At 66.2% G+C, this 26252-nt stretch carries 26 protein-coding genes; 21 read left to right on the plus strand and 5 right to left on the minus strand.

The window, feature by feature from the left end:
• The first annotated feature begins 8 nt into the window (after positions 1 to 8).
• From cobN to cobJ, 5 genes are read left to right on the plus strand one after another with little or no spacing between them, the layout of a single operon-like run.
• Positions 9 to 3428, plus strand: a complete 3420-nt coding sequence (cobN, locus tag ACVILH_RS18420) for a cobaltochelatase subunit CobN (RefSeq protein WP_456714144.1) — start codon at positions 9 to 11, stop codon at positions 3426 to 3428.
• Positions 3425 to 4696, plus strand: a complete 1272-nt coding sequence (gene cobG, locus ACVILH_RS18425) for a precorrin-3B synthase (protein ID WP_456714145.1) — start codon at positions 3425 to 3427, stop codon at positions 4694 to 4696. Before cobN ends, cobG begins: the two co-directional genes overlap by 4 nt.
• Positions 4689 to 5321, plus strand: a complete 633-nt coding sequence (locus ACVILH_RS18430) for a precorrin-8X methylmutase (protein ID WP_456714146.1) — start codon at positions 4689 to 4691, stop codon at positions 5319 to 5321. Before cobG ends, ACVILH_RS18430 begins: the two co-directional genes overlap by 8 nt.
• Positions 5318 to 6076 (plus strand): precorrin-2 C(20)-methyltransferase, encoded by a 759-nt coding sequence (locus ACVILH_RS18435; protein WP_456714147.1) that lies wholly within the window; start codon positions 5318 to 5320, stop codon positions 6074 to 6076. Before ACVILH_RS18430 ends, ACVILH_RS18435 begins: the two co-directional genes overlap by 4 nt.
• Positions 6073 to 6837, plus strand: coding sequence for a precorrin-3B C(17)-methyltransferase (cobJ, locus tag ACVILH_RS18440; protein ID WP_456714148.1), 765 nt, complete (start codon positions 6073 to 6075; stop codon positions 6835 to 6837). The genes ACVILH_RS18435 and cobJ overlap by 4 nt, the downstream gene beginning before the upstream one ends.
• On the opposite strand, the gene ACVILH_RS18445 is transcribed toward cobJ, so the two are convergent.
• Positions 6801 to 7574, minus strand: coding sequence for a cobalt-precorrin-6A reductase (locus tag ACVILH_RS18445; RefSeq protein WP_456714149.1), 774 nt, complete (start codon positions 7572 to 7574; stop codon positions 6801 to 6803). The two genes, cobJ and ACVILH_RS18445, sit on opposite strands and share 37 nt — an antisense overlap.
• Before the next feature lie 14 nt (positions 7575 to 7588).
• On the opposite strand from ACVILH_RS18445, the gene cbiE reads away from it, so the two are divergent.
• Genes cbiE through cobM form a run of 3 tightly spaced genes read left to right on the plus strand, consistent with a single transcriptional unit; the run spans position 7589 to position 9977 of the window.
• The gene (cbiE, locus tag ACVILH_RS18450; protein WP_456714150.1) at positions 7589 to 8824 is read left to right on the plus strand and encodes a precorrin-6y C5,15-methyltransferase (decarboxylating) subunit CbiE; all 1236 of its coding nucleotides are present in this window, start codon (positions 7589 to 7591) and stop codon (positions 8822 to 8824) included.
• Positions 8821 to 9219 carry a cobalamin biosynthesis protein gene (locus tag ACVILH_RS18455; protein WP_456714151.1) on the plus strand — a complete coding sequence of 133 codons (399 nt, stop codon included), beginning with the start codon at positions 8821 to 8823 and terminating at the stop codon, positions 9217 to 9219. The genes cbiE and ACVILH_RS18455 overlap by 4 nt, the downstream gene beginning before the upstream one ends.
• Positions 9216 to 9977: a precorrin-4 C(11)-methyltransferase gene (gene cobM, locus ACVILH_RS18460; RefSeq protein WP_456714152.1), complete on the plus strand. Its 762-nt coding sequence runs from the start codon at positions 9216 to 9218 to the stop codon at positions 9975 to 9977. The genes ACVILH_RS18455 and cobM overlap by 4 nt, the downstream gene beginning before the upstream one ends.
• Here cobM and ACVILH_RS18465 read toward each other — a convergent pair.
• On the minus strand, positions 9947 to 11077 hold the full coding sequence (locus ACVILH_RS18465) for a cobalt-precorrin-5B (C(1))-methyltransferase (RefSeq protein WP_456714153.1): 1131 nt from the start codon (positions 11075 to 11077) through the stop codon (positions 9947 to 9949). The genes cobM and ACVILH_RS18465 overlap by 31 nt on opposite strands.
• A 47-nt stretch (positions 11078 to 11124) precedes the next feature.
• On the opposite strand from ACVILH_RS18465, the gene ACVILH_RS18470 reads away from it, so the two are divergent.
• Positions 11125 to 12465 (plus strand): cobyrinate a,c-diamide synthase, encoded by a 1341-nt coding sequence (locus tag ACVILH_RS18470; protein ID WP_456714154.1) that lies wholly within the window; start codon positions 11125 to 11127, stop codon positions 12463 to 12465.
• Positions 12462 to 13118: a 5,6-dimethylbenzimidazole synthase gene (gene bluB, locus ACVILH_RS18475; RefSeq protein ID WP_456714155.1), complete on the plus strand. Its 657-nt coding sequence runs from the start codon at positions 12462 to 12464 to the stop codon at positions 13116 to 13118. The genes ACVILH_RS18470 and bluB overlap by 4 nt, the downstream gene beginning before the upstream one ends.
• On the opposite strand, the gene ACVILH_RS18480 is transcribed toward bluB, so the two are convergent.
• The 3 genes from ACVILH_RS18480 to ACVILH_RS18490 form a co-directional block, all read right to left on the minus strand.
• Entirely contained in the window at positions 13119 to 13844 is a 726-nt protein-coding gene (locus tag ACVILH_RS18480) for a formyltransferase family protein (protein WP_456714156.1), read from the minus strand.
• A 21-nt stretch (positions 13845 to 13865) separates the two neighbouring features.
• Positions 13866 to 15191 carry a hypothetical protein gene (locus tag ACVILH_RS18485; RefSeq protein WP_456714157.1) on the minus strand — a complete coding sequence of 442 codons (1326 nt, stop codon included), beginning with the start codon at positions 15189 to 15191 and terminating at the stop codon, positions 13866 to 13868.
• A gap of 495 nt (positions 15192 to 15686) precedes the next feature.
• Entirely contained in the window at positions 15687 to 15908 is a 222-nt protein-coding gene (locus tag ACVILH_RS18490; RefSeq protein ID WP_456714158.1) for a hypothetical protein, read from the minus strand.
• Positions 15909 to 16112: 204 nt separating this feature from the next.
• On the opposite strand from ACVILH_RS18490, the gene ACVILH_RS18495 reads away from it, so the two are divergent.
• The 11 genes from ACVILH_RS18495 to ACVILH_RS18545 all read left to right on the plus strand — a co-directional run bounded on the left by ACVILH_RS18495 (position 16113) and on the right by ACVILH_RS18545 (position 26237).
• On the plus strand, positions 16113 to 16817 hold the full coding sequence (locus ACVILH_RS18495; RefSeq protein WP_456714159.1) for an RNA polymerase sigma factor: 705 nt from the start codon (positions 16113 to 16115) through the stop codon (positions 16815 to 16817).
• Between the two features lie 154 nt (positions 16818 to 16971).
• Complete coding sequence (locus ACVILH_RS18500; protein WP_456714160.1) at positions 16972 to 17799, plus strand: flagellin; 828 nt, start codon at positions 16972 to 16974, stop codon at positions 17797 to 17799.
• Positions 17800 to 17860: 61 nt separating this feature from the next.
• Entirely contained in the window at positions 17861 to 19576 is a 1716-nt protein-coding gene (gene fliD / locus ACVILH_RS18505; protein WP_456714161.1) for a flagellar filament capping protein FliD, read from the plus strand.
• On the plus strand, positions 19576 to 20001 hold the full coding sequence (locus ACVILH_RS18510) for a flagellar export chaperone FliS (protein ID WP_456714162.1): 426 nt from the start codon (positions 19576 to 19578) through the stop codon (positions 19999 to 20001). Before fliD ends, ACVILH_RS18510 begins: the two co-directional genes overlap by 1 nt.
• Before the next feature lie 234 nt (positions 20002 to 20235).
• A complete protein-coding gene (locus ACVILH_RS18515; protein WP_456714163.1) occupies positions 20236 to 20508 on the plus strand; it encodes a hypothetical protein in 273 nt (90 codons plus the stop codon).
• Positions 20509 to 20862: 354 nt separating this feature from the next.
• On the plus strand, positions 20863 to 21528 hold the full coding sequence (locus ACVILH_RS18520; protein ID WP_456714164.1) for a flagellar hook assembly protein FlgD: 666 nt from the start codon (positions 20863 to 20865) through the stop codon (positions 21526 to 21528).
• Positions 21529 to 21550: 22 nt separating this feature from the next.
• Positions 21551 to 22789: a flagellar hook protein FlgE gene (flgE, locus tag ACVILH_RS18525; RefSeq protein ID WP_456714165.1), complete on the plus strand. Its 1239-nt coding sequence runs from the start codon at positions 21551 to 21553 to the stop codon at positions 22787 to 22789.
• A 2-nt stretch (positions 22790 to 22791) separates the two neighbouring features.
• On the plus strand, positions 22792 to 23061 hold the full coding sequence (locus ACVILH_RS18530) for a hypothetical protein (protein WP_456714166.1): 270 nt from the start codon (positions 22792 to 22794) through the stop codon (positions 23059 to 23061).
• 16 nt (positions 23062 to 23077) lie between these two features.
• A complete protein-coding gene (locus ACVILH_RS18535; RefSeq protein WP_456714167.1) occupies positions 23078 to 23530 on the plus strand; it encodes a flagellar protein FlgN in 453 nt (150 codons plus the stop codon).
• Between the two features lie 25 nt (positions 23531 to 23555).
• Positions 23556 to 25313, plus strand: coding sequence for a flagellar hook-associated protein FlgK (gene flgK, locus ACVILH_RS18540; protein ID WP_456714168.1), 1758 nt, complete (start codon positions 23556 to 23558; stop codon positions 25311 to 25313).
• 15 nt (positions 25314 to 25328) lie between these two features.
• Complete coding sequence (locus ACVILH_RS18545; RefSeq protein WP_456714169.1) at positions 25329 to 26237, plus strand: flagellin; 909 nt, start codon at positions 25329 to 25331, stop codon at positions 26235 to 26237.
• Positions 26238 to 26252: the final 15 nt, after the last annotated feature.

A 26252-nucleotide genomic window follows, 5' to 3' on the forward strand; every position in this document is an offset into this window, starting at 1 on the left:
CGAGGGCGATGCACCTTCTGGCGACATCCGGCGCAGATCTGGACGACCTCGAACAGGCCGTTGATCTCGCGCAGTCGCCAGCCGACATCGTCGTGCTGTCGTTCTCCGACAGCGATCTGTCGGCGCTGGGCGAGGCCTGGACCGGGGCGTCGGCCGAGCTGCCGACGCTGCGGCTGGCCAGCCTGAAGCGGCTGAAGCATCCGATGTCGGTGGATTTGTACATCGACAACGTCATTGTCGGGGCCCGCGCCGTGGTGGTGCGCTGCCTCGGCGGGCTCGATTATTGGCGCTACGGGATGGAGCGGATCGCGGCCGTTTGCCGAAGCCGCAAGATCCTGTTCGCGGCGCTGCCCGGCGACGACCGCGCCGATGACCGCCTCGATGATCTCTCGACGCTGCAGAAGGATGCGACCGCGCGGCTCTACGGCTATCTGCACGAAGGCGGCGTCGGCAACGCGCTAGAGGCGTTGCGCTATCTTGCCACGCTGCTCGGCCGCGCGATGCCATTCGCCGAGCCGGTTGCGATCGGCTCGATCGTCGGCTTCGTGCCGGATCGCGGCGCCGTTGCCGTCGACGACCTCTTCCAAAGCGATGCACGCCCCACTGCGCTGATCGTGTTCTACCGGGCGAGCCTGCTCGCAGCTGACACTGCGGCCATCGCGGAGCTGATGCGTGCGCTGGCACGCGAAGGTCTGGCGGCCGTGGCCGTCGCGGTCACCAGCCTGAAGGATCCGAGCATTGCCGATGCGCTGGTGCGGTTGATCCGGCAGCGGTGTCCGGCGATCATCCTGAATGCGACCGCCTTCTCGGCGCTGCGCGATGACGGCACGACGGTCCTGGATGTCGCTGATGTCCCGGTGCTGCAGATCGTGCAGGCGCAGAGCACGGAGGAGGCGTGGGCGTCCTCGTCGCGCGGCTTATCGCCGACGGACCTCGCGATGAATGTCGTGCTGCCCGAGCTCGATGGGCGGCTGCTGGCGCGGCCGATCGCGTTCAAGGGCGAGATGCCAGTCGATCCGCGCCTGCAATTCGGCGCCGCGCGCTATGTGCCGCAGCAGGATCGCATCGGCTTCGTCGCGCGGCTCGCCGCGCGCTGGGCGCGCTTGCGCGCGTTGCCGGCTGCGGAACGCCGCGTCGCGCTGATGTTGTCGGATTATCCCGCGCGCGGCGGACGGCGCGGTTATGCCGTCGGCCTCGACACCAGCGCAAGCGCCGCAGGGATCGCCGGGCTGTTGGCGGAGGCTGGCTATGACGTGCGCGATGCGCCTCCGGCTGCTGACGCGGTCGAAGCCCTGCTGCGGGACGAGGCCGATGAGATGGCCGTGCCGCTTGCGTTCTATCAGCGCGCATTGGCGCTGTTGCCTGACGATCTCCAGCGCGCCTTGCAGGAGAGCTGGGGGGACGCGGACGCCGATCCGGCGTTCCGCGATGGCGCGTTTCGGTTTCCCGTGCTGCGGGCAGGCAAGCTCGTCATCCTGCTGCAGCCGGATCGCGGCAGCCGTGCCGATCGCAAATCCGGCTATCACGACATCACCGTGCCGCCGCGGCATGCCTATGTCGCGCTCTATGCGCATCTGCGCGAGGCCGAGACGGTCGACGCGCTGATTCATCTCGGCGCGCACGGCACGCTGGAATGGCTGCCGGGAAAGGCGCTGGCGCTGTCGAGCGCGTGTTGGCCCGAAGCGGTGCTCGGGCCGCTGCCGGTGATCTATCCGTTCATCGTCAACAATCCCGGCGAGGCGATGCAGGCCAAGCGCAGGCTCGGCGCGCTTACGCTCGGGCATCTGACGCCGCCGCTGTCGCAAGCGGGTCTGCATGGTCCGCTGCTCGAGCTGGAAGGGCTGGTCGAGGAATATGCCGAGGCCGACGGTCTCGACAAGCGACGGCTGAAATTGCTGGAGGACGAGATCATCGCGCGCGCCTGGCAGAGCGGCCTCGCCGCGGATTGCGGGCTTGATCGGACGATGAGCGGACGCGAGGCCATCGCGCAGCTCGATGCGCAATTGTGCGACATCAAGGAGCTGGCCGTGCGCGATTGTCTTCATGTGTTCGGCCAAGCTCCCGAGGCCGCCGCGATCGGTCTCCTGGTGGACGCGATGACGGCAGCCGCAGACCAAGCTGGCAGCGCTCTCCATCGCACGGACGTCGAAGCTCGGCTTGAGGCGAGCGCGGCGGCCGAGCGGAGCGCGCTGCTTGCGGCGCTCGATGGTCGCCGCGTGGCGGCAGGTCCTGCCGGCGCGCCGAGCCGCGGGCGGCTCGACGTGCTGCCGACCGGGCGCAATCTCACGGCGATCGATCCGCGGTCGATCCCGACGCGGACGGCTGCGTTGGTCGGCGTACGCGCGGCCGATGAAGTCATTCGGCGCTATCTGCAGGACCACGGCGACTATCCGCGCTCGCTGATGCTCGATCTCTGGGCCTCGGCGTCGCTGCGCACCGGCGGGGACGATCTCGCCCAGGCCTTGGCCTATCTCGGCGTGCGGCCGCGCTGGGATCTCAATTCCAATCGCGTCACCGGCGTCGACGTGCTGCCGCTGGCGAGGCTCGACCGGCCACGCATCGATGCGACCCTGAGAATCTCGGGCCTGTTCCGGGATCTGTTCGAAGCCCAGATCGCGTTGTTCGATCTTGCGGTGCAGACGGTGGCGGCGCTCGACGAGGATGACGCCGACAATCCCTTGGCCGCGGCCCGCCGGCGTGGCGAGAGTCTCGCGCGCGTGTTCGGCGGCGCGCCCGGAAGCTACGGTGCCGTTGCCGCCGATCTCGCGCTCGGCATGGCCTGGGACAGCCGCGCGCAGCTTGGCGAGGCCTATCTCGACGGCGCGAGCTACAGTTTCGGCGGCGAGCGCGAGGGCGTGTCGGCGTCTGACACGTTCCGCGAGCGCGTCCGCAGCGCCGATGCGCTCGTCCATGCGCAGGACGACCGCGAGCGCGATCTGCTCGATGGTGAGGAGGTCGCCGATTTCGCCGGCGGATTTGCAGCGGCCGCCGCCTCGCTCGGCGCGGCGCCTGCGCTGCTGCATCTCGACACCAGCCGGCCGGAGGCGCCGAAGGCGCGGAGCTTTGGCGAGGAGATCGCCCGCGTGGTGCGCGGCCGCGTCGCCAATCCGCGCTGGATCTCGGGCATGCTGGCGCATGGCTATCGCGGTGTCGCCGAGATCGCGCAGGCGATCGATGCGCTCTATGCGTTCGCGGCCACATTCGACACCGTTCCCGAGCATCTGTTTGATCTGGCGCATGGGGCGCTGCTGCGCGACGAGGCAGTGTTGGATGCCATGGTCGCGCGCAATCCCGCGGCTGTCGCCACGATGGCTGCTCGCTTCGAGGACCTGCTCCGCCGGCGGCTGTGGGTGCCGCGTCGGAATGCGGTGGCCGACGAGCTCGCGGTCGTGCGGTCGCGCCTCACGCAGACGGAGAATGTGTCGTGACCGCCGCGATCGAGATCAAGGGCTGGTGCCCGGGCGCGCGACGGCCGATGCCGAGCGGCGACGGATTGATCGTGCGCGTTCGCCCTCACGGTGGCGTGTTGTCGGTCAGCGCCTTGCGTGAGCTTGCCGCAGCAGCGCAGCGCTTCGGCAATGGCGAGATCGATCTCACCCGCCGCGCCAATCTGCAGATCCGGGGCGTGCGTCCCGAGACGCTGGCGTCGCTCTGGGAGCTGATGGCCTCCCTCGGCGTGCTGGACGACAGTGCCGAGCTGGAGGCGATCCGCAATATCGTGATCAATCCGCTGGCCGGACTGGATCCGGCCGAGGTCGTCGACATGCGCCCGGTCGCAGCCGCTCTGGAAGCGTCGCTCGCGTCTGATGACGCGCTGCAGGGGCTGCCTGCCAAGTTCGGCTTCGCGCTCGATGGCGGCGGCAGGCTGCCGCTGACGGATCTCGCTGCGGATATTCGCCTCGTCGCGTGTGGCTCGGCTGATGGTCGTCACATTGCCGTCGGTCTGACCGGGCCCAATGGCGTCGAGTGGCTTGGGTCGACGGCTATCGCTGTTGCTGCAGTCGTAGCGGCGAAGCTGGCGCGGTTCGTTCTGCAGCACAGCCCAACGCGGCGCTCGGCGACGCTGCCGGCAAACGCGAGCGCGATGGTCGCTGCCGAGCTGGGCCTCGATGCAAGCGAGGCGATCGCCTCAGGTGCAGCTTCGCCGCGGCTGGGTCTCATGCCGCTGGCCGCGGACACAAAGGCCGTCGGGCTCGGCATTCCATTCGGCCGGATCGGCAGCGAAACCTTGGAGCAACTCACCGCGCTGCTCGCATCATTGGATGTGTCCGAGGTTCGTCTGTCGCCATGGCGCGCGTTGTATGTTGTTGCGAAGACTGATTCAGCAGCAAGGCTGGTTGCAGATGCGGCTCGGCTCGGCCTGATCGTCAACGATGCCGATCCCTTGATGCGCATCGACGCCTGCTCGGGCGCCGGCTGCTGCACGTCGACGGCGCTCGCGACCCGCCAGCATGCCCGCGTGCTGGCGGTTGCGATGATCCGTACCGGGTTCGCCGGCACGCTGCATGTCTCCGGCTGCGCCAAGGGCTGCGCGCGCTCCGCATCCGCTGACGTCGTGCTGGTCGGCGGCGGTGATCACTACGACATCGTCCGCAACGGCACCGTGAAAAACGAGGCCTGCGGCGTGATCGATCCGGCGGATCTGGCGGCCGCGGCCGATGGACTGTTCAAAGTGCGGGAGAAGGCCCATGTCTGACCTGCGCGACTACATCAAGGACGGCGCCGAGATCTATCGCCGCTCGTTCGCGACCATCCGCTCGGAGGCCGATCTGTCGCGCTTCCATGGTTTGGAAGAGAAGATCGCCGTGCGCATCATTCATGCCTGCGGCATGGTCGAGATCACCTCCGACATCGAGATGTCCCAACAGTTCGCGGCCGAGGCGCGCGCCGCGCTCGATCGCGGCGCGCCGATCCTGTGTGATGCCAAGATGGTCGCGCAAGGCATCACGCGGCCGCGGCTGCCGGCTGACAACGAGATCATCTGTACGCTCGATGACCCCCGAGTGCCTGCGCTCGCTGCACAGCTCGGCACGACACGATCCGCCGCGGCGCTGGAGCTTTGGCGGCCGCATCTCGGCGGCGCGCTGGTGGCGATCGGCAACGCGCCGACCTCACTGTTTCATCTGCTCGACATGCTCGACCAGGGCGCGCCGCGCCCGGCGGCGGTGATCGGAACGGCGGTGGGCTTCGTCGGCGCGCGCGAATCCAAGGAGGCATTGGCCGCCGACGGCCGCGTGCCCTATCTGATCGTCAGGGGACGCAAGGGCGGCAGCGCCATGGCGGTTGCGGCCGTGAACGCCATCGCGAGCGACGTCGAATGAGCCTGCTCGACACCATCGCAGGCTCCGCCAGCGCCCGCACGCTCTATGGCATCGGCGTCGGGCCCGGCGATGTGCGTTATCTGACCTTGCGCGCGGCCGGCCTGATCCGCTCTGTCGACGTGGTGGCGTTCTTCGCCAAGCGCGGCATCGAGGGCAACGCGCGGCGGATCGTGGCGCCGCTGATGGAGGCCGGCCGTCACGAGTTGCGTCTCGAATATCCGGTCACCGAGGAGGTGCCGGTCGCCGATCCCTCTTATCAGGCGCAGATCGGCGACTTCTATCGCCGCGCAGCCGACAGCATCGCGGCGCATCTGGCCGAGGGCCGCTCCGTCGGCTTGTTGTCGGAGGGCGATCCGTTCTTCTATGGCTCGTTCATGCATATGTGGCGGCGGCTCGAGCGTGACCATCCGGTCGAGGTCGTCCCCGGCGTCACCGGCATGTCCGGATGCTGGACCAAGGCCAATGTTCCGATCACCTGGGGCGATGACGTTCTCTCCGTGCTGCCGGGCACGTTGGCGGAGGATGTCTTGCACGATCGGCTGACGCGCTGCGAGGCCGCGGTGATCATGAAGGTCGGCCGCAATCTCACCAAGGTGAAGCGGGCCGTTACGCAGGCGGGACTGCTCGCGCGCGCGATCTATGTCGAGCGCGGCACGATGGAGGCGCAACGCGTGACGCCGCTGGCAGAGGTGGAGCTGGATCGCGGCCCGTATTTCTCGATGATCCTGATCCCCGGGCAGGGGCGGCGGCTGTGACGGGCAGGCTCACCATCGTCGGCGTTGGTCCGGGTCGGTCCGAGCTGATGACGCCGGCGGCCTCGGCAGCGATCGCGGCTGCGACGGATCTGATCGGCTACGGTCCCTATCTCGACCGGGTGACGATCCATCCCGGGCAGATCCGCCACGCCAGCGACAACCGTGTCGAGCTCGATCGTGCCCGACATGCGCTCACGCTGGCGAGCGACGACCGCAAGGTGGCGGTGGTGTCGGGCGGCGATCCCGGCGTATTCGCGATGGCGGCCGCCGTGTTCGAGGCGGTCGAGACGGGGCCGGCGGAGTGGCGCGAGCTCGACATCCGCGTGGAGCCCGGCGTCACCGCGATGCTGGCGGCTGCGGCGGAAGTTGGAGCGCCGCTGGGCGGCGATTTCTGCGCGATCTCGCTGTCCGACAATCTCAAGAGCTGGACCACGATCCGGCGACGCCTGGAGGCCGCAGCCGGCGCCGACTTCGTCATAGCTTTGTACAATCCGCTGTCCAAGGCACGGCCGCATCAGCTCGGTGAAGCCTTCGCACTGCTGCGACAGATCAAGCCGGCCTCGACCGTGGTCGTCATGGTGCGCGCCGCCGGCAGCGGCGAAGTCAGCCGGATCATCACGACGCTGGGCGAGGTGGATCCCGCGAAGGCCGACATGCGCACGCTCGTTCTGATCGGATCGACGGCGACGCGTCTGATCGCGCGCGATGAGAAGCCGCCGTTTGTCTACACGTTGCGCCGTGAAGTCGAGGACGGCCGATGAGCAAGCTGTCCCTCCAGCCAGGTTACCGCGGCCCGCGCGCTCTCCAGCGGCACGCCATGCGGCTTGTCGGGGCGCGCGATCATCACCACGGGGATGTTCAGCCGCCGTGCGGCGGCGATCTTCGGATAGGTCGCTGCGCCACCGGAGTTCTTCGACACGACGACAGCGATGCGCTCCTCGATCAAGAAGGTCTCTTCCTTGGCTTCATCGAACGGCCCGCGATCGAACACGAAGCGGATGTCGGGCGGCAGCGCGATGTCGCCGGGCGGATCGATCGTGCGCGCGATATAGTGGTGCTGCGGAGCTGCGGCAAAGGCGGCGAGCTCCAGCCGGCCCAGGCTGAGAAACACGCGTGCAGGATCCTGTCCGAGGGCCGACACCGCGGCCTGCGGCGTAGCAACGTCGATCCAGCGATCACCATCCTGGCGCGGCCAGGCCTCGCGGCGGATCGACGCCAGCGGCAGCGCGAGGCCCTCGCAGGCCGCGACGGCATGCCGCGACATCTGGTCGGCGTAAGGATGCGTCGCGTCGATCACCGCCTCGACGGCATGATCGCCCAGCCACGCCTGCAGTCCCGCAATGCCGCCGAAGCCGCCCATGCGCGTCGGCAAGGGTTGCGGCTTGGGCGAGACGGTGCGGCCGGCGAGCGAGAGCGTGGCCTCGAAGCGGCTGTCGCCGGCGAGCAACCGCGCCAGCTCCGACGCCTCGGTCGTCCCGCCGAGGATGAGAATACGCATGCGGGGCAGGGTCCATGGTGAGTCCGGCTGCAGCTTGCAACGCGACGCGCTGGCTGTCCATCGTTGGGATCGGCGAGGACGGCATCGATGGCCTCACGGCCCATGCACGCCGTCTGATCGCACAGGCGGCTCTCGTCGCCGGCGGTGCGCGGCATCTCGAGCTCGCAGCAGCGTTGATCTCCGGCCAGCGGCTGGCCTGGCCGAGCCCGCTGCATCTTGCGTTCGAGCAGATCGCGGCGCGCAGCGGCGAGCCGGTCGTCGTGCTCGCCAGTGGCGACCCTTTCAACTATGGCGTCGGCAAGCAGCTGATGCAGCGCTTCGATGTGGGTGAGATGCTCTGCATCCCGCAGCCCTCGGCGTTCAGTCTCGCCGCCGCGCGGCTCGGCTGGTCGCTGCAGGACGTGGCCCAAGTCACGCTGCATGGCCGCGCGCTCGAAGGCATCATCCGCCATCTCTCGCCCGGTGCCCGCATCCTGGCGCTCGCCTGGGATGGATCGACCGCGGCCAAGCTCGCAGCGCTGCTGACGTCACGCCGGATGGGGCGCTCGCGGTTGACAGTGCTGGAGGCGATGGGCGGACCGCAGGAGCGGGTGCGTCGTGCGTCGGCGGAAGCGTTCGACCTGTCGGATATTCATCCGCTGACGACCCTTGCGCTTGAAGTTGAAGCCGACCCCGGTGCGCCGTTGATCCCGCTGAGCTCGGGCCTTGCCGATGATCTGTTCGAGCATGACGGCCAGCTCACGAAGCGCGATGTCCGGGCGGTGACGCTGTCTGCGCTCGCGCCAAGGCCGGGCGAGCTGCTGTGGGACGTCGGTCTGGGATCGGGGTCGGTCGCGATCGAGTGGCTGCTGCGTCACGGCTCGCTGCGTGCAATCGGCATCGAGGCGCGAGAGGAGCGTGCCGATCGCGCCCTGCGCAACGCGCTTGCGCTCGGCACGCCCGACCTGAAGCTGGTGTTGGGGCGAGCGCCGGCGGTCCTCGCGGATCTTGAATCGCCTGATGCAGCTTTCATCGGCGGCGGGATCTCGGAGCCGGGCGTGTTCGACGCCGTCTGGTCGAAGCTGAAGCCGGGCGGCCGTCTCGTGGCCAATGTCATTTCGCTCGAAGGCGAGGCGCGGCTGATCGATCTGTTCGGCAAGCATGGCGGCGAATTGGTCCGCATCGCGGTGTCGCGCATCGAGCCGGTTGGGCGCATGCATGGCTGGCGATCCGCGATGCCGGTCACGCAATGGCGGGTGACCAAGCCATGATCGCGCTCGGCATCGGCTGTCGCCGCGACGCACGTCCCGCCGAGATCGAGGCGGTGATCGCGCAGGCCCTGAGTGCCGCGCGTCTGGGAGCTCAGGAGATCGACGTCGTTGCGACCGCCGCAGACAAGCTGCAGGAGCCCGGCGTGATCGATGCGGCGCAGCGGCTGGGTCGGCCGCTCCGAGGCCTTGCTCAGCATGACCTTGCGGCTGTCGCCGATCTCGCGATCACACACAGTGATCGCGTGCAACGTCTCAAGGGTGTCCCCTCCGTAGCTGAGACTGCGGCGCTCGCCGCTGCGGGGCGCAACCCGCGTCTCATCCTGCCGCGCATCGCCAATGCATCTGCGACCTGTGCGCTCGCCCAGGGCGAGGGTGCTCCGGAGGATCGCCGATGACGGTGCACTTCATCGGCGCCGGCCCCGGCGCGCCGGACCTGATCACCTTGCGCGGCCGCGACCTGATCGCGCGCTGTCCCGTGTGCCTCTATGCGGGCTCGCTCGTCCCCAAGGCGCTGCTCGATCATTGTCCGACAGGCGCGCGCATCGTCGACACGGCGCCGTTGTCGCTCGACGAGATCGTCGCGGAGTTCGTGCGGGCCACCTCGGCCGGCGAGGACGTCGCGCGGCTGCATTCGGGCGATCTGTCGATCTGGAGCGCGCTCGGCGAGCAGCTGCGGCGCCTCGATGCGCTCGACATTCCCTACACGGTGACGCCCGGCGTTCCCTCGTTCTCGGCCGCAGCCGCCGCGCTCGGCCGCGAGCTGACGCTGCCCGGACTGGCGCAATCGGTGGTGCTGACGCGCACCTCCGGCCGCGCCTCCGCCATGCCCGAGACGGAGCAGTTGGCGCTGTTCGCGCAGTCGCAGGCGACGCTCGCGATCCATCTGTCGATCCATGTGCTCGACAAGGTTGTCGACGAGCTGCGTCCGCATTACGGCGCGGATTGTCCGGTCGCGATCGTCTATCGCGCGAGCTGGCCGGAGCAGCGCGTCGTGACCGGGACGCTCGCCACCATCGTCGAGCAGGTAGCGGCGAGCGCGATGGAGCGCACGGCCCTCATCCTGGTGGGCCGCGCGCTCGATCCCGAGGATTTTCGCAACAGCGCGCTGTACGATGCCGACTATCAGCGGCGCTTTCGCGGGAGGGGCGAGTGAGCCGGCCCTTGGCATTGTCCGACCAGCCGCCCGTCGCGATCGAACACCGCGATATCGAGCGCAACAGCGTCGTTGCCGAGCGCGCGGTGCGCCGTCTGCCAGGCGGCGCGCGCGACCACCTCGCCGGCTGCGAATCCGCATCTGTCAGCCTCCTGCAGCACCTGGAGTGCCGTGTTGGCGCTGCGCGCGGTCGTGACCAACGCCTCCGGCGCGCCGGCGTCGCTCAGCGCCGTGGCCAGCCAATCGGGATCCACCTCGCCGGCGCGCGAATGCAGGTCGAGCAGGCCCTGGCCGAGCTTGGTCATCTTGGCGAAGCCGCCAGCGACGGTGACACGCGCGACGGGATGACGGCGCAGATATTTGAGCATGCCGCCGGCGAAGTCGCCCATGTCGATCAGCGCCGCTTCGGGGAGGCCGTACAGCTGCTGCACGGCCTTCTCCGACGTGCTGCCGGTGGCGCCGGCGATATGCGGCAGGCCGGCGGCGCGCGCGACATCGATGCCGCGATAGATCGAGTGAATCCACGCGGCACAGCTGAACGGCACGACGATGCCGGTAGTGCCGAGGATCGACAGGCCGCCGATGATGCCGAGCCGCGGGTTCAGCGTTTTCCTCGCGAGCTCCTCGCCGCCTGGAATCGAAATCTCGACGATGACGTCGCGCGTGCCGCCGAGCGCTGCAGCAGCTTCGTGGATCGCGGCCGTGATCATCTCGCGCGGCACCGGATTGATGGCCGGCTCCCCCGGCGGCAATGGCAGGCCCGGCCGCGTCACGGTGCCGACGCCGGCGCCGGCGCGGAACGTGATGCCGGAGCCCTGGGCTGCGCGTCGCACGGTCGTCTTGATCAGCGCGCCATGCGTGACATCGGGATCATCACCGGCGTCCTTCACGACGCCGGCAGTGGCGCCCGCATCGCTCCCCTCATGCATCGCCACGGCGAAGCTGACGCGACGTCCGCCGGGCAGGGCGATCTCGACCATGGCGGGACAGCCGCCGGTGATCAGCAGCTCATAGCCCGCACGTGCAGCCGCGGTGGCGCAGCTGCCCGTCGTCCAGCCACGCTTCAGCGGTCGTTTCGGCGCATCAGCAGGTCCCGTCATGCCCGATCGCATAGCACATTTTGCCCGGACACGCCGGTGCTCTGGCCATGACCACTGCGCGCCCCAAGGGAATCATCATCGCTGCTCCGCGCTCGGGGGCGGGCAAGACGACGGTGACGCTCGGGCTGCTGCGGGCGCTGGCGATGCGTGGCTCCGTCGTGCAGCCGTTCAAATGCGGGCCTGACTACATCGATCTCGCCTTTCACAGCGTTGCGGCCCAACGGACGAGCTACAATCTGGACAGCTGGGCCATGTCGGCGGCGCAGCTGACGGGGCTCGTCTCCGGCGTCGCCACCGGCACAGACATCTGCATCGTCGAGGGGGTGATGGGCCTGTTCGATGGCGCGCCGCAGCCGGGCCGGGCCGGCCGCGGCGCGGCGGCGGATCTCGCGGCCTTGCTGGGCTGGCCGGTGGTGCTCGTGCTCGACGTCAGCGGGCAGACCGAGACGGCCGCGGCGGTCGCCCTGGGCTGCGCCCGGTTCCGCGATGATGTCGAGGTCGCCGGCGTGATTCTCAATCGCGTCGCCAGTCCGCGGCATCGCGCCCTGATCGAGCCGGCCTTCGCGCGCATCGAGATCAGCGTGCTGGGCGCGCTCGGGCGCGACGCGCAGCTGACTTTGCCCGAGCGGCATCTCGGCCTCGTCCAGGCGCAGGAGATCACGGCGATCGAGACGCATCTCGACCGTCTCGCCTCGTCCATCGCCGCATCGGTCGACCTGGAGGCGGTCCGTGCCCTTGCGCGGCCGATCAGCGCGGTGGCCGAGGCTGCACCAGCGCACGGCTTCGGCATCGCGCCGCCGGCGCAGCGCATTGCGCTTGCGTCGGATGCTGCGTTCTCGTTCTGCTATCCGCATCTCCTCGACCATTGGCGCAGATGCGGCGCGGAGATCCTGCCGTTCTCGCCACTGAACGATGAGCCGCCCGATCCGGCGGCAGGCGCGGTGTGGCTGCCGGGCGGCTATCCCGAATTGCACGCCGGCCGGTTGGCGTCCGCAGCAAGGTTCCTCGACGGCCTGCGCGCCATGGCCGCGCGCGGCGTCCCCGTCCATGGCGAGTGCGGTGGCTACATGACCTTGGGGAAGGGGCTCGAGGACGCCAATGGCGAGCGGCACGCAATGGCCGGGCTGTTGTCGCTGGAGACGTCCTTCGCCAAGCGACGGCTGCATCTCGGCTATCGTCACGCGATGCTGCTGGCCGATTGCAGCCTCGGTCGCAAGGGCTCTTCCATTCACGGCCACGAGTTCCACTACGCGACGATCCTCAGCGAGGCCGACGATCCGCTGATCGATTGCCGCGATGCCGCCGGCCGCGCCATCGCCGAACGCGGCTCGCGTCGCGGACGTGTGACCGGATCGTTCCTGCACGTCCTGAGCGGCGAGGGCGCATGAGCGATCGGAGATCAACGCCACCGCAATTCGATACCTCGTTCAGGCAAAGCTTTGCCGAGCTGGTGCGCTGGCGCCGCGACGTCCGGCGCTTCCGCACAGATCCGGTGAACCCGGAGCTGATCGAGCAGCTTCTTGCGCTCGCCATTCATGCGCCATCCGTCGGCTTCTGTCAGCCCTGGCGCTTCGTGCTCGTCGAGAGTCCCGCGCGGCGAGCGGCAATCATCGAGAACTTCAAGCAGGCGAACCAATCTGCGCTCGCCGGCTATGACGGCGAGCGCCGCGCGCTCTATGCCGGGCTCAAGCTCGAAGGCCTGAGCCAGGCGCCGGTGCATCTCGCCGTTTGCGCGGATGAAGGGGCTGAGACCGGTCATCGCCTTGGTCGCGCAACAATGCCCGAGACGCTGCGCTACTCCGTCGTTGCCGCGATCCAGACATTCTGGCTTGCGGCGAGGGCGGAAGGATTGGGGGTCGGTTGGGTCTCGATCCTCGATCCTGCGGCCGCAGGTCGGGAGCTCGAATTGCCACCCGACTGGACGCTGATCGCCTATCTCTGCATCGGCTGGCCGCAGGAGGAGCATGACGATCCCGAGCTGGAACGTCACGGCTGGGAAGCGCGGCTCGATCCGGATGTGGTCAAGCCGCTCAGGCGTTGATCAGGACGCCATCGCGAGCGCAGGTGCTTCCACGATGAGCGGCTCGGCGCTCGGCCGTGCCGGCACGGCGAGCTGAAACCGCGTGCCGTGCACCGTCACGGTCAGCGGGATGCCGCGGAAATCGTCGTGGAACGCACTGACGCGGCGCTGCATCTCCGCTGCATCGATGTCGGCCGGCATGTCGCACATGTCAGCATACATCCGCTTCGTGCTCTTGGTCCCGCTCCAACTGATCGGAAGGGTCGGCAGTGCGCCGGCATCGCAGGCGAGATCGCGCGACATCCGCCAGAACAGATAAGCGAGGCGTACGAATGTCATCTGCTCGAGGCCGCGGACATCTACGCCGGGCGGGATGTCGAACGTCTCGACACCGACGATGGCGCCGCAATCGACGCGGGCTTCCATCACATGCGCGGTCGCACCGAAGCACGTTGCGCCGTCATACATCGCAAAATGCGCCGGCGCCCAGCCTGGATAGTTCGGCGGCGCCGGATGGAAGTTGTAGGCACCGTGCCCGAGAGCCTGAAGAATGTCGGCGGGAACGATCACGCCGGTGGTGAAGGCGAGCAGGCGGGATCTCGCGAGCACGCTGCGCTCGATCGCGCGCAGGTCCTCCAGGCTGACCGCGCAGCGAAACGATAGTGCCGGATTGTGCGCCCTGAGGAGCTCCGTCAGCGCGAGTTGCTGATCGCGGCTGCCGGTCAGGAGGATGATCGTGTCGAGCATGGTGTGGCTCCAGTGTTGGGCTCAACGCCCTCGGGCGATGTTGGTGGGAAATCGCGCAGCGTCGGACGCGGCGATCGCGCGGAACAGGTTGGGCGGCAGATGCTGTCCCGGCGTCACCTCGACCACGCGATTGGCGGCGAGAAGGGCGGCCTCTCGAGCCAGACGCGCATCCTCTGGCCAAGGACAAAGCGAGAGCTCGAGGCGCGAGAAGCCGCCATGATCCCTGGTGAACGCCTGGGTGAGCGCCTCGATGCTTGCCGCAGTGATGCGCGCATTGGAGGCTTCGGCGCCGCTCAGGATGACCGTGACGGCCGTCTTGCAGGGCTGGTTGGCCTCGATCACCAGCAGGGGATCGCGCGCGCCGGCGCGACCGGCGCGCCGGGCGGACCGAACCATCTCGGCAAAGCCCGCATCGGGACCGAGGTCGGCGGTGGTCGGTGTGAGATTGTGAACGATCGCCGCACTGCGGGCTCCGGTCTCGCCGGCGATGGAATGATAGGAGCGGGGAAGCCAGACCGTATCGAGCGGCAGCTGTGACGAGACGAGGCTCCAGGCTTGATCGATGAGATAGCCGTCCCAGACGTCAGGGTAGGAGGAGGCGATCTCATGCCACGTGGTCAGCATCATCTCGGCGGCTCGCGATCGGCCGAAATAGAGCGTACGCGCGGACATCTCCCAGCCATTCCACTTGTGAACGGCGAAGTCGCAATCGGCGAGCAGCGGCAGCGTCGGTGCCGCCTGCAGGATGACGTCGGGATCGACGAACAGCAGCGGTGCCGCATGCCGCTGCCGCATCTGATGGATGAAGCTGGCCTTCTCGGCCGCGCCCACGACGCCTTGATCACGCGTGGCGATCGGCTCCAGCGTGAACGGAAGCCCGAGGCGCTGCAGCGAGCGGCGGAGATGATAGATGTGAAGATCGCCGAGAGTGTTCGGATGACAGGAGACGACATGCAGCGCATCGGCCGGCAGCGTGAGGCTCGGCAGACGCCAGGCGAGTCCTCCCCACCATAATTCGTGCGGTCCTTCGGCGGAGGCCGCGACCGTGCCGAATTCGGTCAGCTTCGATTTGAGAAAGTCGAAGGCGGGATTTTCCCCGAACGGGATCACGACCGCGTCATGCGTCGCCAGCGAGCGGTAGAGCAGCTCGGCTCCGGCGCCGGTCGGCGGATCGATGACCACGACGGTGCGACCGCCGCGCGGCGAAACGCCATCGCTCCATGAAACGAGCGGGCCGAATGTTCGCGACAGCCATTGCAGGCGGCGTCGTTGTTGCTGGCTGACGCCGCAGCCGCGGAGCGCCTCCATGGCATCATCATCCGTGCCGTTTGAATGTCGTCCCGTCATGCCGCGTCCTCCTGAACATCAAACGGATGACGCGTGCCAATCAGGCGCGTGGATCACGTCCGATGACGTGGATCATGCCGAGTGTTCGAGTGTGTCTCGGTGTCCCGACACGTCATGCGCGCTGTTTGTTTCGAAACATTGCCCGACTGCTGCATGACGTTGCTGCAAGTGAGGCGGGCCGAAGTTTTTTAACAGTGGTTGATGACGCGCTCCGCTCTCCAAGACAGAGGGAGTCGGGCCGGCATCGCGCGTTATCTCAACAGAAAGGCGATTGCCGTCGATATCACTGCTTGAGTGAGTTGTTAGCTGGGTGACAAGCGCGAAACATCGCGAAATGTTTCGCTCGATTTTGTTTCTGAGATGTAACTCATAGGCGCGCAGCATTGCGCGGCCGATACGTGATGTCGATCGCGGTGCCTTTCAGAGCTGTCAGCTCATACAACGGACGAAACTGCATGATCAGGCGCACAGCGATGCAAAAAATCGTCATGCGATTCAAAAATCGAACAGGCGACAACTGACAGCGCCGAAAAATGCGATAGCTTCGTCGATGTGATTCGGAAAAATTTGCCGGGTGCGATCAGCGCTCCGCGCGGCGTCCGGATCGTACGTAGCCGCTTTTGTCTGATGTCCAGCGGCTTGCTCGAAGGTCGCGTTACTACGTGTTGTCACTGCGTCTTCTGTTGAAATCGTCTTCCGGAATGAATCCTTGGCCATGCCGACCTGCGGCTCTGTGCTCCCCATGATGTCCTGGCACGCTCGCAATGTGCGGCAGAATTTGCCCGGCGCCCGGCAAAACATTCCACCTAAGCATCTGAAAAATAACGAAAATACTCCGCCTGTTTGTTCCGGTTGCGGCGTTCAACGATCGGAAGCCGTCTGCGAGCTGCGCATTCGGCATTGCGGGTTGGAGATGCGGAAATGAGCTACGCGCTGGACGTCTGGGCCCCGGCCGATGGCGTGTCTTCGAACGAGCCGGCAGCGGCCGAGATCGCCGTGGTGCCGTGGAGCGAGACGGCTCCGACCGTTCCTGACTGTGAGCCCGTGGTCGAAGCCGCCGTGTTCGACGAGGACAAGGAGCTGCTCGACCGGCTGGCCACGGGAGAGGAGCTGGCATTCCGTCTCCTGGTCGAGCGGCACGTCGACCGCGCCTATGCGATCGCGCTGCGCATCGTCGGCAATGCCGCCGATGCCGAGGATGTCGTGCAGGATACGATGCTGAAGGTGTGGACGCATCGCGGTCGCTGGCAGCACGGCCGCGCGAAGTTCTCCACCTGGCTGTATCGTGTCGTCAGTAACCGCTGCATCGATCTCCGCCGCAAGCCGCGCACCGAGAATGTCGACGTCGTTCCCGAGGTCGCGGACGGCAAGCCCGATGCGGTGAGCGTAATCGAGCGTGCCGAGATGAGCGACATCCTCGAAGCGGCGATGCAGCGGCTGCCGGAGCAGCAGCGGGTGGCCGTGATCCTCTCGTATCACGAGAACATGAGCAACGGTGAGATCGCCGAGGTGATGGACACGACCGTGTCCGCCGTGGAGTCGCTGCTCAAGCGCGGGCGTCAGCAGCTTCGCGACATGCTGCGTCGGCACGAGCGCGACATCCGCGGCGCCTTTACTGATTGCTGAATTTACTGATTGCTAACCATGACATTCCCGGCGCAGGAGAATTCGCGCCTGATTCCCGCGAGTCCTTCCGTTTGATCCATCAGACGGGGCTGATCCGCACCGTCAGTCCTTCCACGATGCGGCGTGTCTTGCCGATCACCCAGGAGTTCTCACCGTGCCCGCCATTTCGACCAACGTCGCCGCCAACTCGGCCGTCCGCTACCTGAACATCAACTCCGCGCAGGAGACCAGCTCGCTCTCGAAGCTGTCGAGCGGCTCCCGCATCACCTCGGCCTCCGACGACGCCGCCGGTCTTGCGATCTCCACACGCATCTCCTCGGATATCACTACGCTGCAGCAGGCGGCGACGAACGCCTCGCAGGCGACCTCGATCCTGCAGACCGCCGATGGCGGCGCCTCCAACATCAGCGACATCCTGGCGCGCATGAAGTCGCTGGCATCCGAATCCGCCTCGGGCACCACCGTCGACAGCAGCAGCCGCAGCTACATCCAGTCGGAATTCTCGCAGCTCATCAGCGAAATCGATTCGATCGCGACCGGCACCCGTTACTCCGGAACCAGCCTGCTGGACGGCACCAGCTCGTTCTCGGCGGGCGTGTCGGTGCTGGTCGGCTCCTCGGCCAGCGACACGATCAGCATCCACCTGTCGAGCCTCACCTCGACCGCGCTGGGCGTGACCTCACTCGACGTCAGCACCCAGACCGGCGCGACGGCGGCGCTGACCGCGCTCGATACGGCGATCAGCAACGTATCCCAGGCGCGAGCCGATATCGGTGCGCAGGAATCGCGCTTCAACTTCTCGGCCGACTCGATCTCCACGCAGACGCAGAACCTGCAATCCGCCAATTCGGCGATCAAGGACGTGGATATCGCCTCCGAGCAGGCGAAGCTGTCCTCGGCGCAGGTGAAGACCCAGGCCGCCGTGTCGGCGGAAGCCGCCGCCAACCAGATCCCGCAGTACCTCTTGAAGCTGCTGGGCTGAGCCGTGACCCGCCGGACCGGCGTCGTGCCGGTCCGGCGATGTTCTTGGAGGATGTGGACGAATGACCGTGAGCAGCGCCACCTCGAGCACCAGCGGCACGACGTCCTCTTCCTCTTCGTCGTCGTCGAGCTCCAGCAGCTCGCTCACGACCTCGGGCACGAGCACCACGAGCACGATCGACTGGAGCGCACTGATCAGCTCGGCCGTCGATGCGAAGCTCACGCAGGCGACCCAGATCTCCACCAAGATCACCGCCAACGAAGCCAAGATCACGGCGTATCAGACGTTGCAGACCGACTTGAAGACGCTGTCGTCGGGTCTGGCGTCCTTGGCGACGTCGGTGGTCAACTCGCTCGCGACCAACGTGTTCGCGACGCGGTCGGCCACGATCAGCGCGACGGGGGACGTCAGCGCATCGTCAGCGCTCTCGATGTCGGTGAGCAACGGCGCCGCGACCGGCAGCCATACGCTGACCATCAGCCAGATCGCCACCGCGCAGAAGGTGACGGGAACGGCGCAGTCGAGCCAGACCGACGCCCTCGGCTATTCCGGAACGTTCTCGCTCGGCCTCTCCGGAGGCTCCACGGCCGACATCACGGTGACGAGCAGCATGTCCCTTCAGGACGTGGTCAGCGCGATCAATGCGCAGTCCTCGACTACGAACGTCGAGGCGTCGATCGTCCAGGTGTCGAACGGGTCGTACCAAATGGTGCTCACGGGCACCAAGGACGCAGCCGACATCACCTATTCCAGCTCATCCGGCGACGACATCCTCAATAAGCTCGGCGTGACCGACAGCTCGGGGGCGTTCTCGACGGTGCTTCAGACGGCACAAGCCGCCGAGTTCACCCTCGACGGCATCAGCCTCACCCGCGACACCAACGACATCACCGACGTGCTCAGCGGCGTCACCTTCGATCTGTTGCAGGCGACGCCGTCCGGGACAACTCTCAACGTCACGATCGGCACGGATACGAGCCAAATCTCGTCCGCGCTGCAGACCTTCGTCACCAACTACAACGCGTTCCGTGATGCCGTGGTGGCGCAGCAGGCGACGAATTCCGATGGCACGGCCTCGTCGAGCGCAGTGCTGTTCGGCGACGGCACCATGCGCCAGATCATGAATTCGCTCCAGGCCGTGCTCGGCACTTCGGTCGGCGGCCTGACGATGGCGGATCTCGGTCTCTCGTTCAATGAGAAGAACGAGCTCGAGCTGGACACCAGTACGCTGTCGACCATCCTCAGCACCAACCTCAGCGGCGTCACGACGCTGCTGTCGGCTCAGACCAAGACGTCGTCGAGCCAGCTCAGCGTCGTCAACACCGGAACGTCGCCGCAGTCCTTCACGCTGGACCTCACGGTGGATTCGTCGGGGACTCTGACGGGAGCGTCGGTCGGCGGCGACAGCTCGCTGTTCACGGTGAGCGGGAGCACCATCGTCGGCAATTCCGGAACCATCTATGCCGGCATGGCCTTCACCTATAGCGGCTCGACCTCGCAATCGATCACAGTGACCTCGACGCAGGGGCTGGCGACGCAGATCTACCAGATTGCGAAGACGGCTTCGTCCACCAGCGGCTCGTTGCAGACATTGATCGACAATCTGACGTCCCAGGACGAAACGATGCAGTCCAAGGTCAACGACATCGAAAGCGCCGCCGCAACCTTCAAGACGCAGCTCACGGCACAATACGCCAAATATCAGGCCGCCATCGAGAGCGCCAACAATACGCTGACCTACTTGAAAGCCCTTCTCAACGCGAGTTCGAGTAACTGATGACCCAGAGTTCGATGGCCCAATTCGCGAGCCAGGCCTATCGCGGCGCAGCCGTAGCCGTCCCGCCGTTGCGCGCGGTGATCATGCTGCTCAATGGGGCCGTGAGCTATCTGCAGAAATGCCTGCAGGCCCAGGAGGCGCGCCGGTTCGAGGAGGCGCATGCGCACCTGACGCGCGCGACCGCGATCCTGCGCGGATTGAGCCTGCACCTCGATCCCGCACGCGGCGGCGCAGTGGCGGACCGGCTGTTCGAGACCTACAATGCGCTGATCCTCGCCGCCTTGCGTGCCTATGGCCGGCCCCACATGCGCGAGAATTTCCGGCGCATCATCGACAGCCTGCTGGACCTGCGGCAATCCTGGGAGGCGGTCGACGCGGCTGCGCGGGGCGCGCGCGCTCCGAGTGATTCGGCCAACCGGCGGTAGTCCCGGCGAATCAGACGAGGTTGCATCGCGGAAATTTCGCGAAACCGAGCAGAAATGGGCTGCATTGTCGGCCCCTTTGGGTAACCGGTGCAGCCTCTCGTGCATACGCATCCCGGAATTTACGGGTTTTCGGACGCAAGTCCGGCGCTCGCTCGTCCCCATCGGCCGATATCAATTTCGTTCGTTCGCTGAATGCTTTATGAAGCATCCAGAGAGCGCTGGATCGAGCGGACGATGGACGTCAGGGAATTCGAGGATCTGATCGATCGCCTGGGGGAGGACATCTCCCAGTGGCCCGCCGCGCAGCGCCAGGCGGCGTCTGACCTGCTCGCGATCTCTGCCGAAGCTGTCCGATTGGTCTCCGAGGCTCGCCTCGTTCGCGAGGCGCTGGCCTCGCCGCCGGTTCGAGCGCCGGCAGGCCTGGCAGGCCGCATCCTGGCCGAGGCCCAGCGTCTCACGCCTGAAGAGCCGGCAAGCGCCGCAGCCGACGCCCATCAGCCTGGCTGAGGTGGGGGCTGCGGCTCGTCCGCGAAGCCTGTGTGCTGCGCTTGCGGTCAGCCAGTTCTCACACGCCGGCCTCCGACACCAGACTGTAGTCAGCCTCCGATGCCAGAGATGATGCCGCCGCAACAGGTGGCAGCCGCGTGCAGATCTTGCAATAGCCAAGCTCTGCACCCGGCGATTTTTGCCTGCCATGCCCAATTGCTCGGCGGCAAATTCTGCCGTCAAATCAACTAATTCGACCAACTAATTGTGCGCCTGAATTCGGCTCTCCGGCCGTTTGATCAGCAAACGCCTCCATGACGATCGGAGGTGCGCTGTGTCCCACCGCCGTCGGCGGTGCGAGCCGGAGTTCAGCCCATGACAGTTTCCGCGACGAGCTCGTCAACCGCAACCACCGCCACATCGACTTCCTCGTCGAGCGACTCGCGGACGACGCTCAGCTCGACCGATTTTCTCCAGCTTCTGACGAGCGAGCTGCAGAACCAGGATCCGCTCAACGCCACGAGCGTGACCGATTTCGTCAACCAGATGACGTCCTACGCCAATTACACGTCGCAGCAATCGCTCAACACCAGCATGACCTCGCTGGCCAGCTCGTTCTCGAGCCTCGTGACGCTGAACTCGGTCAACTACATCGGCCACACCGTCGAGGCCAAGACGGATACTGCCGTGCTCTCCAACGGCTCGGCAACCTACGGCTATTCGCTGTCGTCGGCGGCCTCGAACGTCTCGATCGCGGTCAAGGATTCCTCGGGAAACACGGTCTGGTCCGGCACCGGAACCGGCAACAAGGGGACCAACTCGTTCACCTGGGACGGGACCGATTCCAGCGGCAATCAGCTCAGCGACGGCGGCCAGTACACCATCTCCGTGACCGCGACCGACTCCGCGGGAAATTCGGTGCTCAACTACACCACGGTCACCGGAACGGTGACGGGGATCGACACCTCGACCAGCACGCCCTCGCTCACTGTCGGCGGCGTTTCGGTCAGCGCCAGCAACATCATCGGCGTCACCTCCTGACAGCAGCATTCGGAGTAAGCACATGAGTCTATCTGGAGCCTTGTCTTCGGCGATCTCGGCGCTCAACGCGCAGAGCTCGTCGCTGGCCATGATCAGCGATAACATCTCCAATGCGGACACGACCGGATACAAGACCACGTCCGGCCTGTTCGAGCAGCTGGTGACGGCGTCGAGCAGCGCCAAGTCGTACTCGTCCGGCGGCGTATCGGTGTCAGGCCGATCGAACATCACGCAGCAGGGCCTGCTCGCCGCCACGACCAATGCGACCGATGTCGCCATCCAGGGCTCCGGCTTCTTCGTTGCAACCAGTTCCACGGGAGCAGGCGGCGAGACGGTCTATACGCGCAATGGCGCATTCACGACCGACAATGCTGGCTATCTCGAGAACAGCGGCTACTACCTCGAAGGCTGGCGCACCGATGCGAGCGGGAACGTGACCGGTAACGGTCTCGAGCCGATCAACACCAAGGTGGCGCTGACGAATGGCGGCGCGACCACCAAGACATCGCTCGCGGCCAATTTGCCGGCCGATGCGGCCAGCGGCGACACGTTCAGCAGCTCGATGACGGTGTACGACTCGCTGGGCCAGTCGCACACGCTCAACGTCACCTGGACCAAGAGCGCGACCGCCAACCAATGGACCGCCGATATCGCGCCGGCCACCGCGTCGGACGGCACGGTAACCAGCGGGACCTATACGATCAACTTCAACTCGGACGGCTCGCTCAGCACCGTTTCCTCGACCAATCTGGGGATCAACTGGACCAACGGCGCCGCGGCCAGCTCGATCACGCTCAGCTTCGGCACGACGGGCGGCGGTACCGACGGTCTGACGCAGCTGGCGTCGGGCAGCACGACGCCGAGCGTCTCGAATTTCAGCGCCGATTCCGACGGCATTTCCTTCGGAACCTTGAGCAGCATCGCGGTTGGTAAGAATGGCCTTGTCGAGGCGACCTATTCGAATGGACAGACCGTCCCGATCTACAAGATTGCGGTGGCGACCTTTGCCGATCCTAACGGCCTCGTGGCCCATAGCGGCGGCATGTACACATCGACGGCGACATCGGGGAATGCGACCTTGCAGGCGTCCGGCGAGAACGGTGCGGGGACGATCTACGGCAGCGAGCTGGAGTCGAGCACGACCGACACCACAGGTCAGTTCAGCAACATGATCTCGGCGCAGCAGGCCTATTCGGCGGCATCGCAGGTCGTCTCGGCGGTGAACAAAATGTACGACACGCTGATCTCGTCGATGAGGTGATCATGGCCGAGCTGAAGAGGGAGCGGATCGGCGAGGGCGAGGCTCTGCTGAAAAAGCTGCGCAGGCTGAAGCTGCGCACTGCGGCCGCCGGAAAGGACGACCGCGCGCTGCTGCTGGCGCTGATGGACGATATCGAGACGGTCCGGCGCAAGCTGCTGCGCGAATGCGCGCAGCTCGAGGAAGAGTTCAAGGTCGCCGCCGTTCGTGTGACGGCCTTGAACACCTACGCAAAGGTTGCGCAAGCGAGCCGCCGGCCGCTGCGTCAGCACTGAGATTGGGAGCGACAGGATGAGACACGCAATCCAGGCCGATCAGCCGGCCGCGACCGAGAACGAGGTGCGGACGTTGATCGCGCTGATCGACGAGCTGATCACGGTGGTGATGGAGGAGAACATGGAGCTCGCCAAGGGTCTGCCGGCCTCGCGCTCCAAGCAGCTCGACGACAAGAACAGGCTGGCAGGCCTGTTCGAGCAGAGGGTCGCCGAATGCGCCAGGCGGACGGCGAGCCTGAATGTGCGTGACCGTGTGCTGCGCGAGCAGCTGATGGAGCATATTCTCAACCTCCGCCTGGCAATGGACGAAAATCTCATGCGTCTGCGGGCCGCCATCGAAGCGAGCAACCGCCGCATCGACGCGATCATGCAGGCCATCCGGGAGCAGATCGCAAGCGCCTCGCCTTATGGTGCGAGCGGGCGGCGCACGGCGCGTGCGACCTCCTGCGGAACGAATCTCAGAGCATGAGCGATCAAGCTGCGGGAGGTGGGCGATGTCGCTCGATATAGCACGGCTGGTCGCGTTCAGCGGCATCTCCGCCACTGAGCTGCAGATCAGTGTAGCCTCGTCGAACATCTCGAATGCCGACACCGAGGGCTACACAAGGAAGTCGGCCACCCAGGTGGCGGATGTCACCGGTGGAGTGGGAACCGGGGTCTCCATCACCGGAATATCGAGCAGTGTGGACAAGCTGCTGCTGAAATCCCTGATCGGGGCGAACTCGGAGCTCGGGGCGGCTGACAGCACCAACAGCTATCTAACACAGCTGCAGCAGCTGTTCGGCAGTTCGTCGACATCGGGCACCTCGACCACCGGCACGTCGCTGGCAAATTCGCTGGCGTCGCTGGAGTCCGCGTTGTCGTCGCTGGCAAGCTCGCCGAGCAGCGTTTCGCTGCAATCTGCCGTCGTCAGCGCGCTGGATGATTTCGCCGGCCAGCTGCGTAGCACGTCGAGCGGCGTCCAAACCCTGCGCGGCAATGCCGACAAGGATATCGCCTCGTCGCTCAAGAGCGTGAACGATGATCTGCAGCAGATCGCGGATCTCAACGTCGAGATCCGCAAGATGGCCGCGTCGGGTCAATCGACGGCGGATCTGGAGGACGAGCGCAACACGGCGCTGCAGGATCTGTCGTCCTACATGAACGTCAGCTATTACACGGCGTCCAACGGCGACCTCCAGGTCTACACCTCCTCGGGACGGGCGCTCGTCGACAGCTCGGCGCACAAGCTGAGCTATACGGCTTCGGCGAATGTGTCGGCGTCGACGAGCTATGCCTCCGGCGGCCTCAGCGGCATTACGGTCGACGGGGTGGACGTCACGTCGCAGATCACGTCCGGCAAGATCGGCAGCCTGATCACGCTGCGCGACACCACGCTTCCTGCGGTACAGAGCCAGCTCGATCAGCTTGCATCGCAGCTGACATCCGCGCTGAACAGCGTCACCAACGGCGCCTCGGCGGTGCCGCCGCCGACCAGCCTGACCGGATCGGCGAGCGTCAGCAGCACGACGGCGATGTCGGCGTCGGGCACCTTGCGCATCGCGGTCGCCGACCAGGGCGGCAATCTGGTCTCCTACCAGGATCTCGATTTGTCCTCCTACGCGACGGTGGGGGATCTGGTCACCGCCCTCAACGGCATCTCCGGAGTCTCTGCGTCGCTCGATTCCAGCGGGCATTTGTCGATCAGCGCCACCTCGTCGTCCAACGGCATTGCGATCAACGACATGACGAGCGCGATCGGCGGCAGCGGATTCTCTGACTATTTCGGCATGAACGATCTCGTGACCGGAACCGGCGCGTCCAATTTCGCGGTCAACAGCAGCATTCTGAGCGGGGCTTCGGGCCTGCCGACCGGCACGCTGGATGGCTCTGCGACATTGACGACCGGAAGCCAGGTCCTGACATCGGGCTCGGCCTCCGTCATCAACCAGCTTTACGACGCCTTGACCGGCTCGACCAGCTTCGCGTCGGCCGGCGGCTTGAGCGCGACGACCGGCTCCTTCGCGGATTACGCGGCTGCGATCGTCGCCAACGTGGCCAGCAAGGCCTCTCAGGCCTCCAGCGCCTATACCGCCAAGTCCACGGCGCAATCGAGCTATGCCAGCTCTCTGTCGTCGCAGTCGGGCGTCAATATCGACGAGGAGACGGCCCGGGTCAGCGCGCTGCAGAACAAATATGCCGCGGCTTCGCAGCTGATCTCTGTCGTCAACAGCATGTTCTCGTCGCTGCTCACCGCCGTGCAGTCGAACTAGTCCGGAGCGTACGCCATGACGATGCGGGTCGCGACCTTTGCGAATTCCGACCAGATGATCTCCGGCGCGCTGCGTACGCAGGCGACCATGAGCACGCTTCAGGTCCAGGAATCCTCGGGGCTGAAGGCGCAGTATCTCGCCGGCTACGGCGCCGACACCCAGCACATCGTCAATCTTCAGGTCTCGGTGACGCGGGCGCAGTCCTATATCGATGCTGCGACCCTGGCCGACAGCAAGGTGCAGGTGATGTATTCTGCCGTGGGACAGGTGTCGGATATCGTCAGCCAGTTGCGGACGGCGCTCAGTGCTGCGAGCTCCGGCAGCAGCACGGGGACGACGTCGGCCATCAGCTCCGCGCAGCAATTGCTGCAGCAGATGTCCGGCATCCTGAACACGCAGTATGACGGGCAATATCTGTTCGCCGGTGCGCGGACCTCGACGGCAGCCGTCGACACCTCGGCCTTTGCGTCCGGCACGGGATCGCTGACCACCGCGGATACGAGCTATTACCAGGGAGACAGCGAGCTTGCTTCGGTCCGGGTCTCCGACGGCCAGTCCGTCACCTATGGCGTGACCGCCGACAATTCCGCGTTCGAAGAGGTGATGCGCGCCCTGAAATTCGTGGCCAACAGCTCGTCCCTGTCGGGAACCGACATCACCTCGGCGCTCACGCTGGCGGATCAGGCGGTGGACGATGTCGCCACTGTCCAAGCCAAATTGTCCGACGCCGCATCCCGGATCGAGAGCGCGAAGTCGCAACAGACCGACTTCAAGAGCTATGCCGAGAGCCTCGCGACCGATCTCACCAGCGTCGATGTGGCGGCCGTCACCGCGCAACTCTCGACTTACCAAGCGCAATTGACTGCATCCTACAGCGCCATTTCCAAGATTCAGGGACTCAATCTCGCGGATTATCTGCGATAAGGCGCCGGCACGCCC

The organism is Bradyrhizobium sp. USDA 4353 (genome assembly GCF_054063215.1).

Excerpts from the sequence above, each read along its gene's own strand:
- ACVILH_RS18515 (WP_456714163.1), top strand. The coding sequence starts at position 20,236 with ATGGACGTCAGGGAATTCGAGGATCTGATCGATCGCCTGGGGGAGGAC.
- ACVILH_RS18510 (WP_456714162.1), top strand. The coding sequence starts at position 19,576 with ATGACCCAGAGTTCGATGGCCCAATTCGCGAGCCAGGCCTATCGCGGC.
- flgK (WP_456714168.1), top strand. The coding sequence starts at position 23,556 with ATGTCGCTCGATATAGCACGGCTGGTCGCGTTCAGCGGCATCTCCGCC.
- ACVILH_RS18545 (WP_456714169.1), top strand. The coding sequence starts at position 25,329 with ATGACGATGCGGGTCGCGACCTTTGCGAATTCCGACCAGATGATCTCC.
- ACVILH_RS18490 (WP_456714158.1), bottom strand. The coding sequence starts at position 15,908 with ATGGCCAAGGATTCATTCCGGAAGACGATTTCAACAGAAGACGCAGTG.
- ACVILH_RS18480 (WP_456714156.1), bottom strand. The coding sequence starts at position 13,844 with ATGCTCGACACGATCATCCTCCTGACCGGCAGCCGCGATCAGCAACTC.
- cbiE (WP_456714150.1), top strand. The coding sequence starts at position 7,589 with ATGGTGAGTCCGGCTGCAGCTTGCAACGCGACGCGCTGGCTGTCCATC.
- ACVILH_RS18455 (WP_456714151.1), top strand. The coding sequence starts at position 8,821 with ATGATCGCGCTCGGCATCGGCTGTCGCCGCGACGCACGTCCCGCCGAG.
- ACVILH_RS18445 (WP_456714149.1), bottom strand. The coding sequence starts at position 7,574 with ATGCGTATTCTCATCCTCGGCGGGACGACCGAGGCGTCGGAGCTGGCG.
- ACVILH_RS18535 (WP_456714167.1), top strand. The coding sequence starts at position 23,078 with ATGAGACACGCAATCCAGGCCGATCAGCCGGCCGCGACCGAGAACGAG.
- ACVILH_RS18530 (WP_456714166.1), top strand. The coding sequence starts at position 22,792 with ATGGCCGAGCTGAAGAGGGAGCGGATCGGCGAGGGCGAGGCTCTGCTG.
- ACVILH_RS18465 (WP_456714153.1), bottom strand. The coding sequence starts at position 11,077 with ATGACGGGACCTGCTGATGCGCCGAAACGACCGCTGAAGCGTGGCTGG.
- cobN (WP_456714144.1), top strand. The coding sequence starts at position 9 with ATGCACCTTCTGGCGACATCCGGCGCAGATCTGGACGACCTCGAACAG.
- ACVILH_RS18470 (WP_456714154.1), top strand. The coding sequence starts at position 11,125 with ATGACCACTGCGCGCCCCAAGGGAATCATCATCGCTGCTCCGCGCTCG.
- bluB (WP_456714155.1), top strand. The coding sequence starts at position 12,462 with ATGAGCGATCGGAGATCAACGCCACCGCAATTCGATACCTCGTTCAGG.
- ACVILH_RS18485 (WP_456714157.1), bottom strand. The coding sequence starts at position 15,191 with ATGACGGGACGACATTCAAACGGCACGGATGATGATGCCATGGAGGCG.
- flgE (WP_456714165.1), top strand. The coding sequence starts at position 21,551 with ATGAGTCTATCTGGAGCCTTGTCTTCGGCGATCTCGGCGCTCAACGCG.
- ACVILH_RS18520 (WP_456714164.1), top strand. The coding sequence starts at position 20,863 with ATGACAGTTTCCGCGACGAGCTCGTCAACCGCAACCACCGCCACATCG.
- cobM (WP_456714152.1), top strand. The coding sequence starts at position 9,216 with ATGACGGTGCACTTCATCGGCGCCGGCCCCGGCGCGCCGGACCTGATC.
- ACVILH_RS18495 (WP_456714159.1), top strand. The coding sequence starts at position 16,113 with ATGAGCTACGCGCTGGACGTCTGGGCCCCGGCCGATGGCGTGTCTTCG.
- fliD (WP_456714161.1), top strand. The coding sequence starts at position 17,861 with ATGACCGTGAGCAGCGCCACCTCGAGCACCAGCGGCACGACGTCCTCT.
- ACVILH_RS18430 (WP_456714146.1), top strand. The coding sequence starts at position 4,689 with ATGTCTGACCTGCGCGACTACATCAAGGACGGCGCCGAGATCTATCGC.
- ACVILH_RS18435 (WP_456714147.1), top strand. The coding sequence starts at position 5,318 with ATGAGCCTGCTCGACACCATCGCAGGCTCCGCCAGCGCCCGCACGCTC.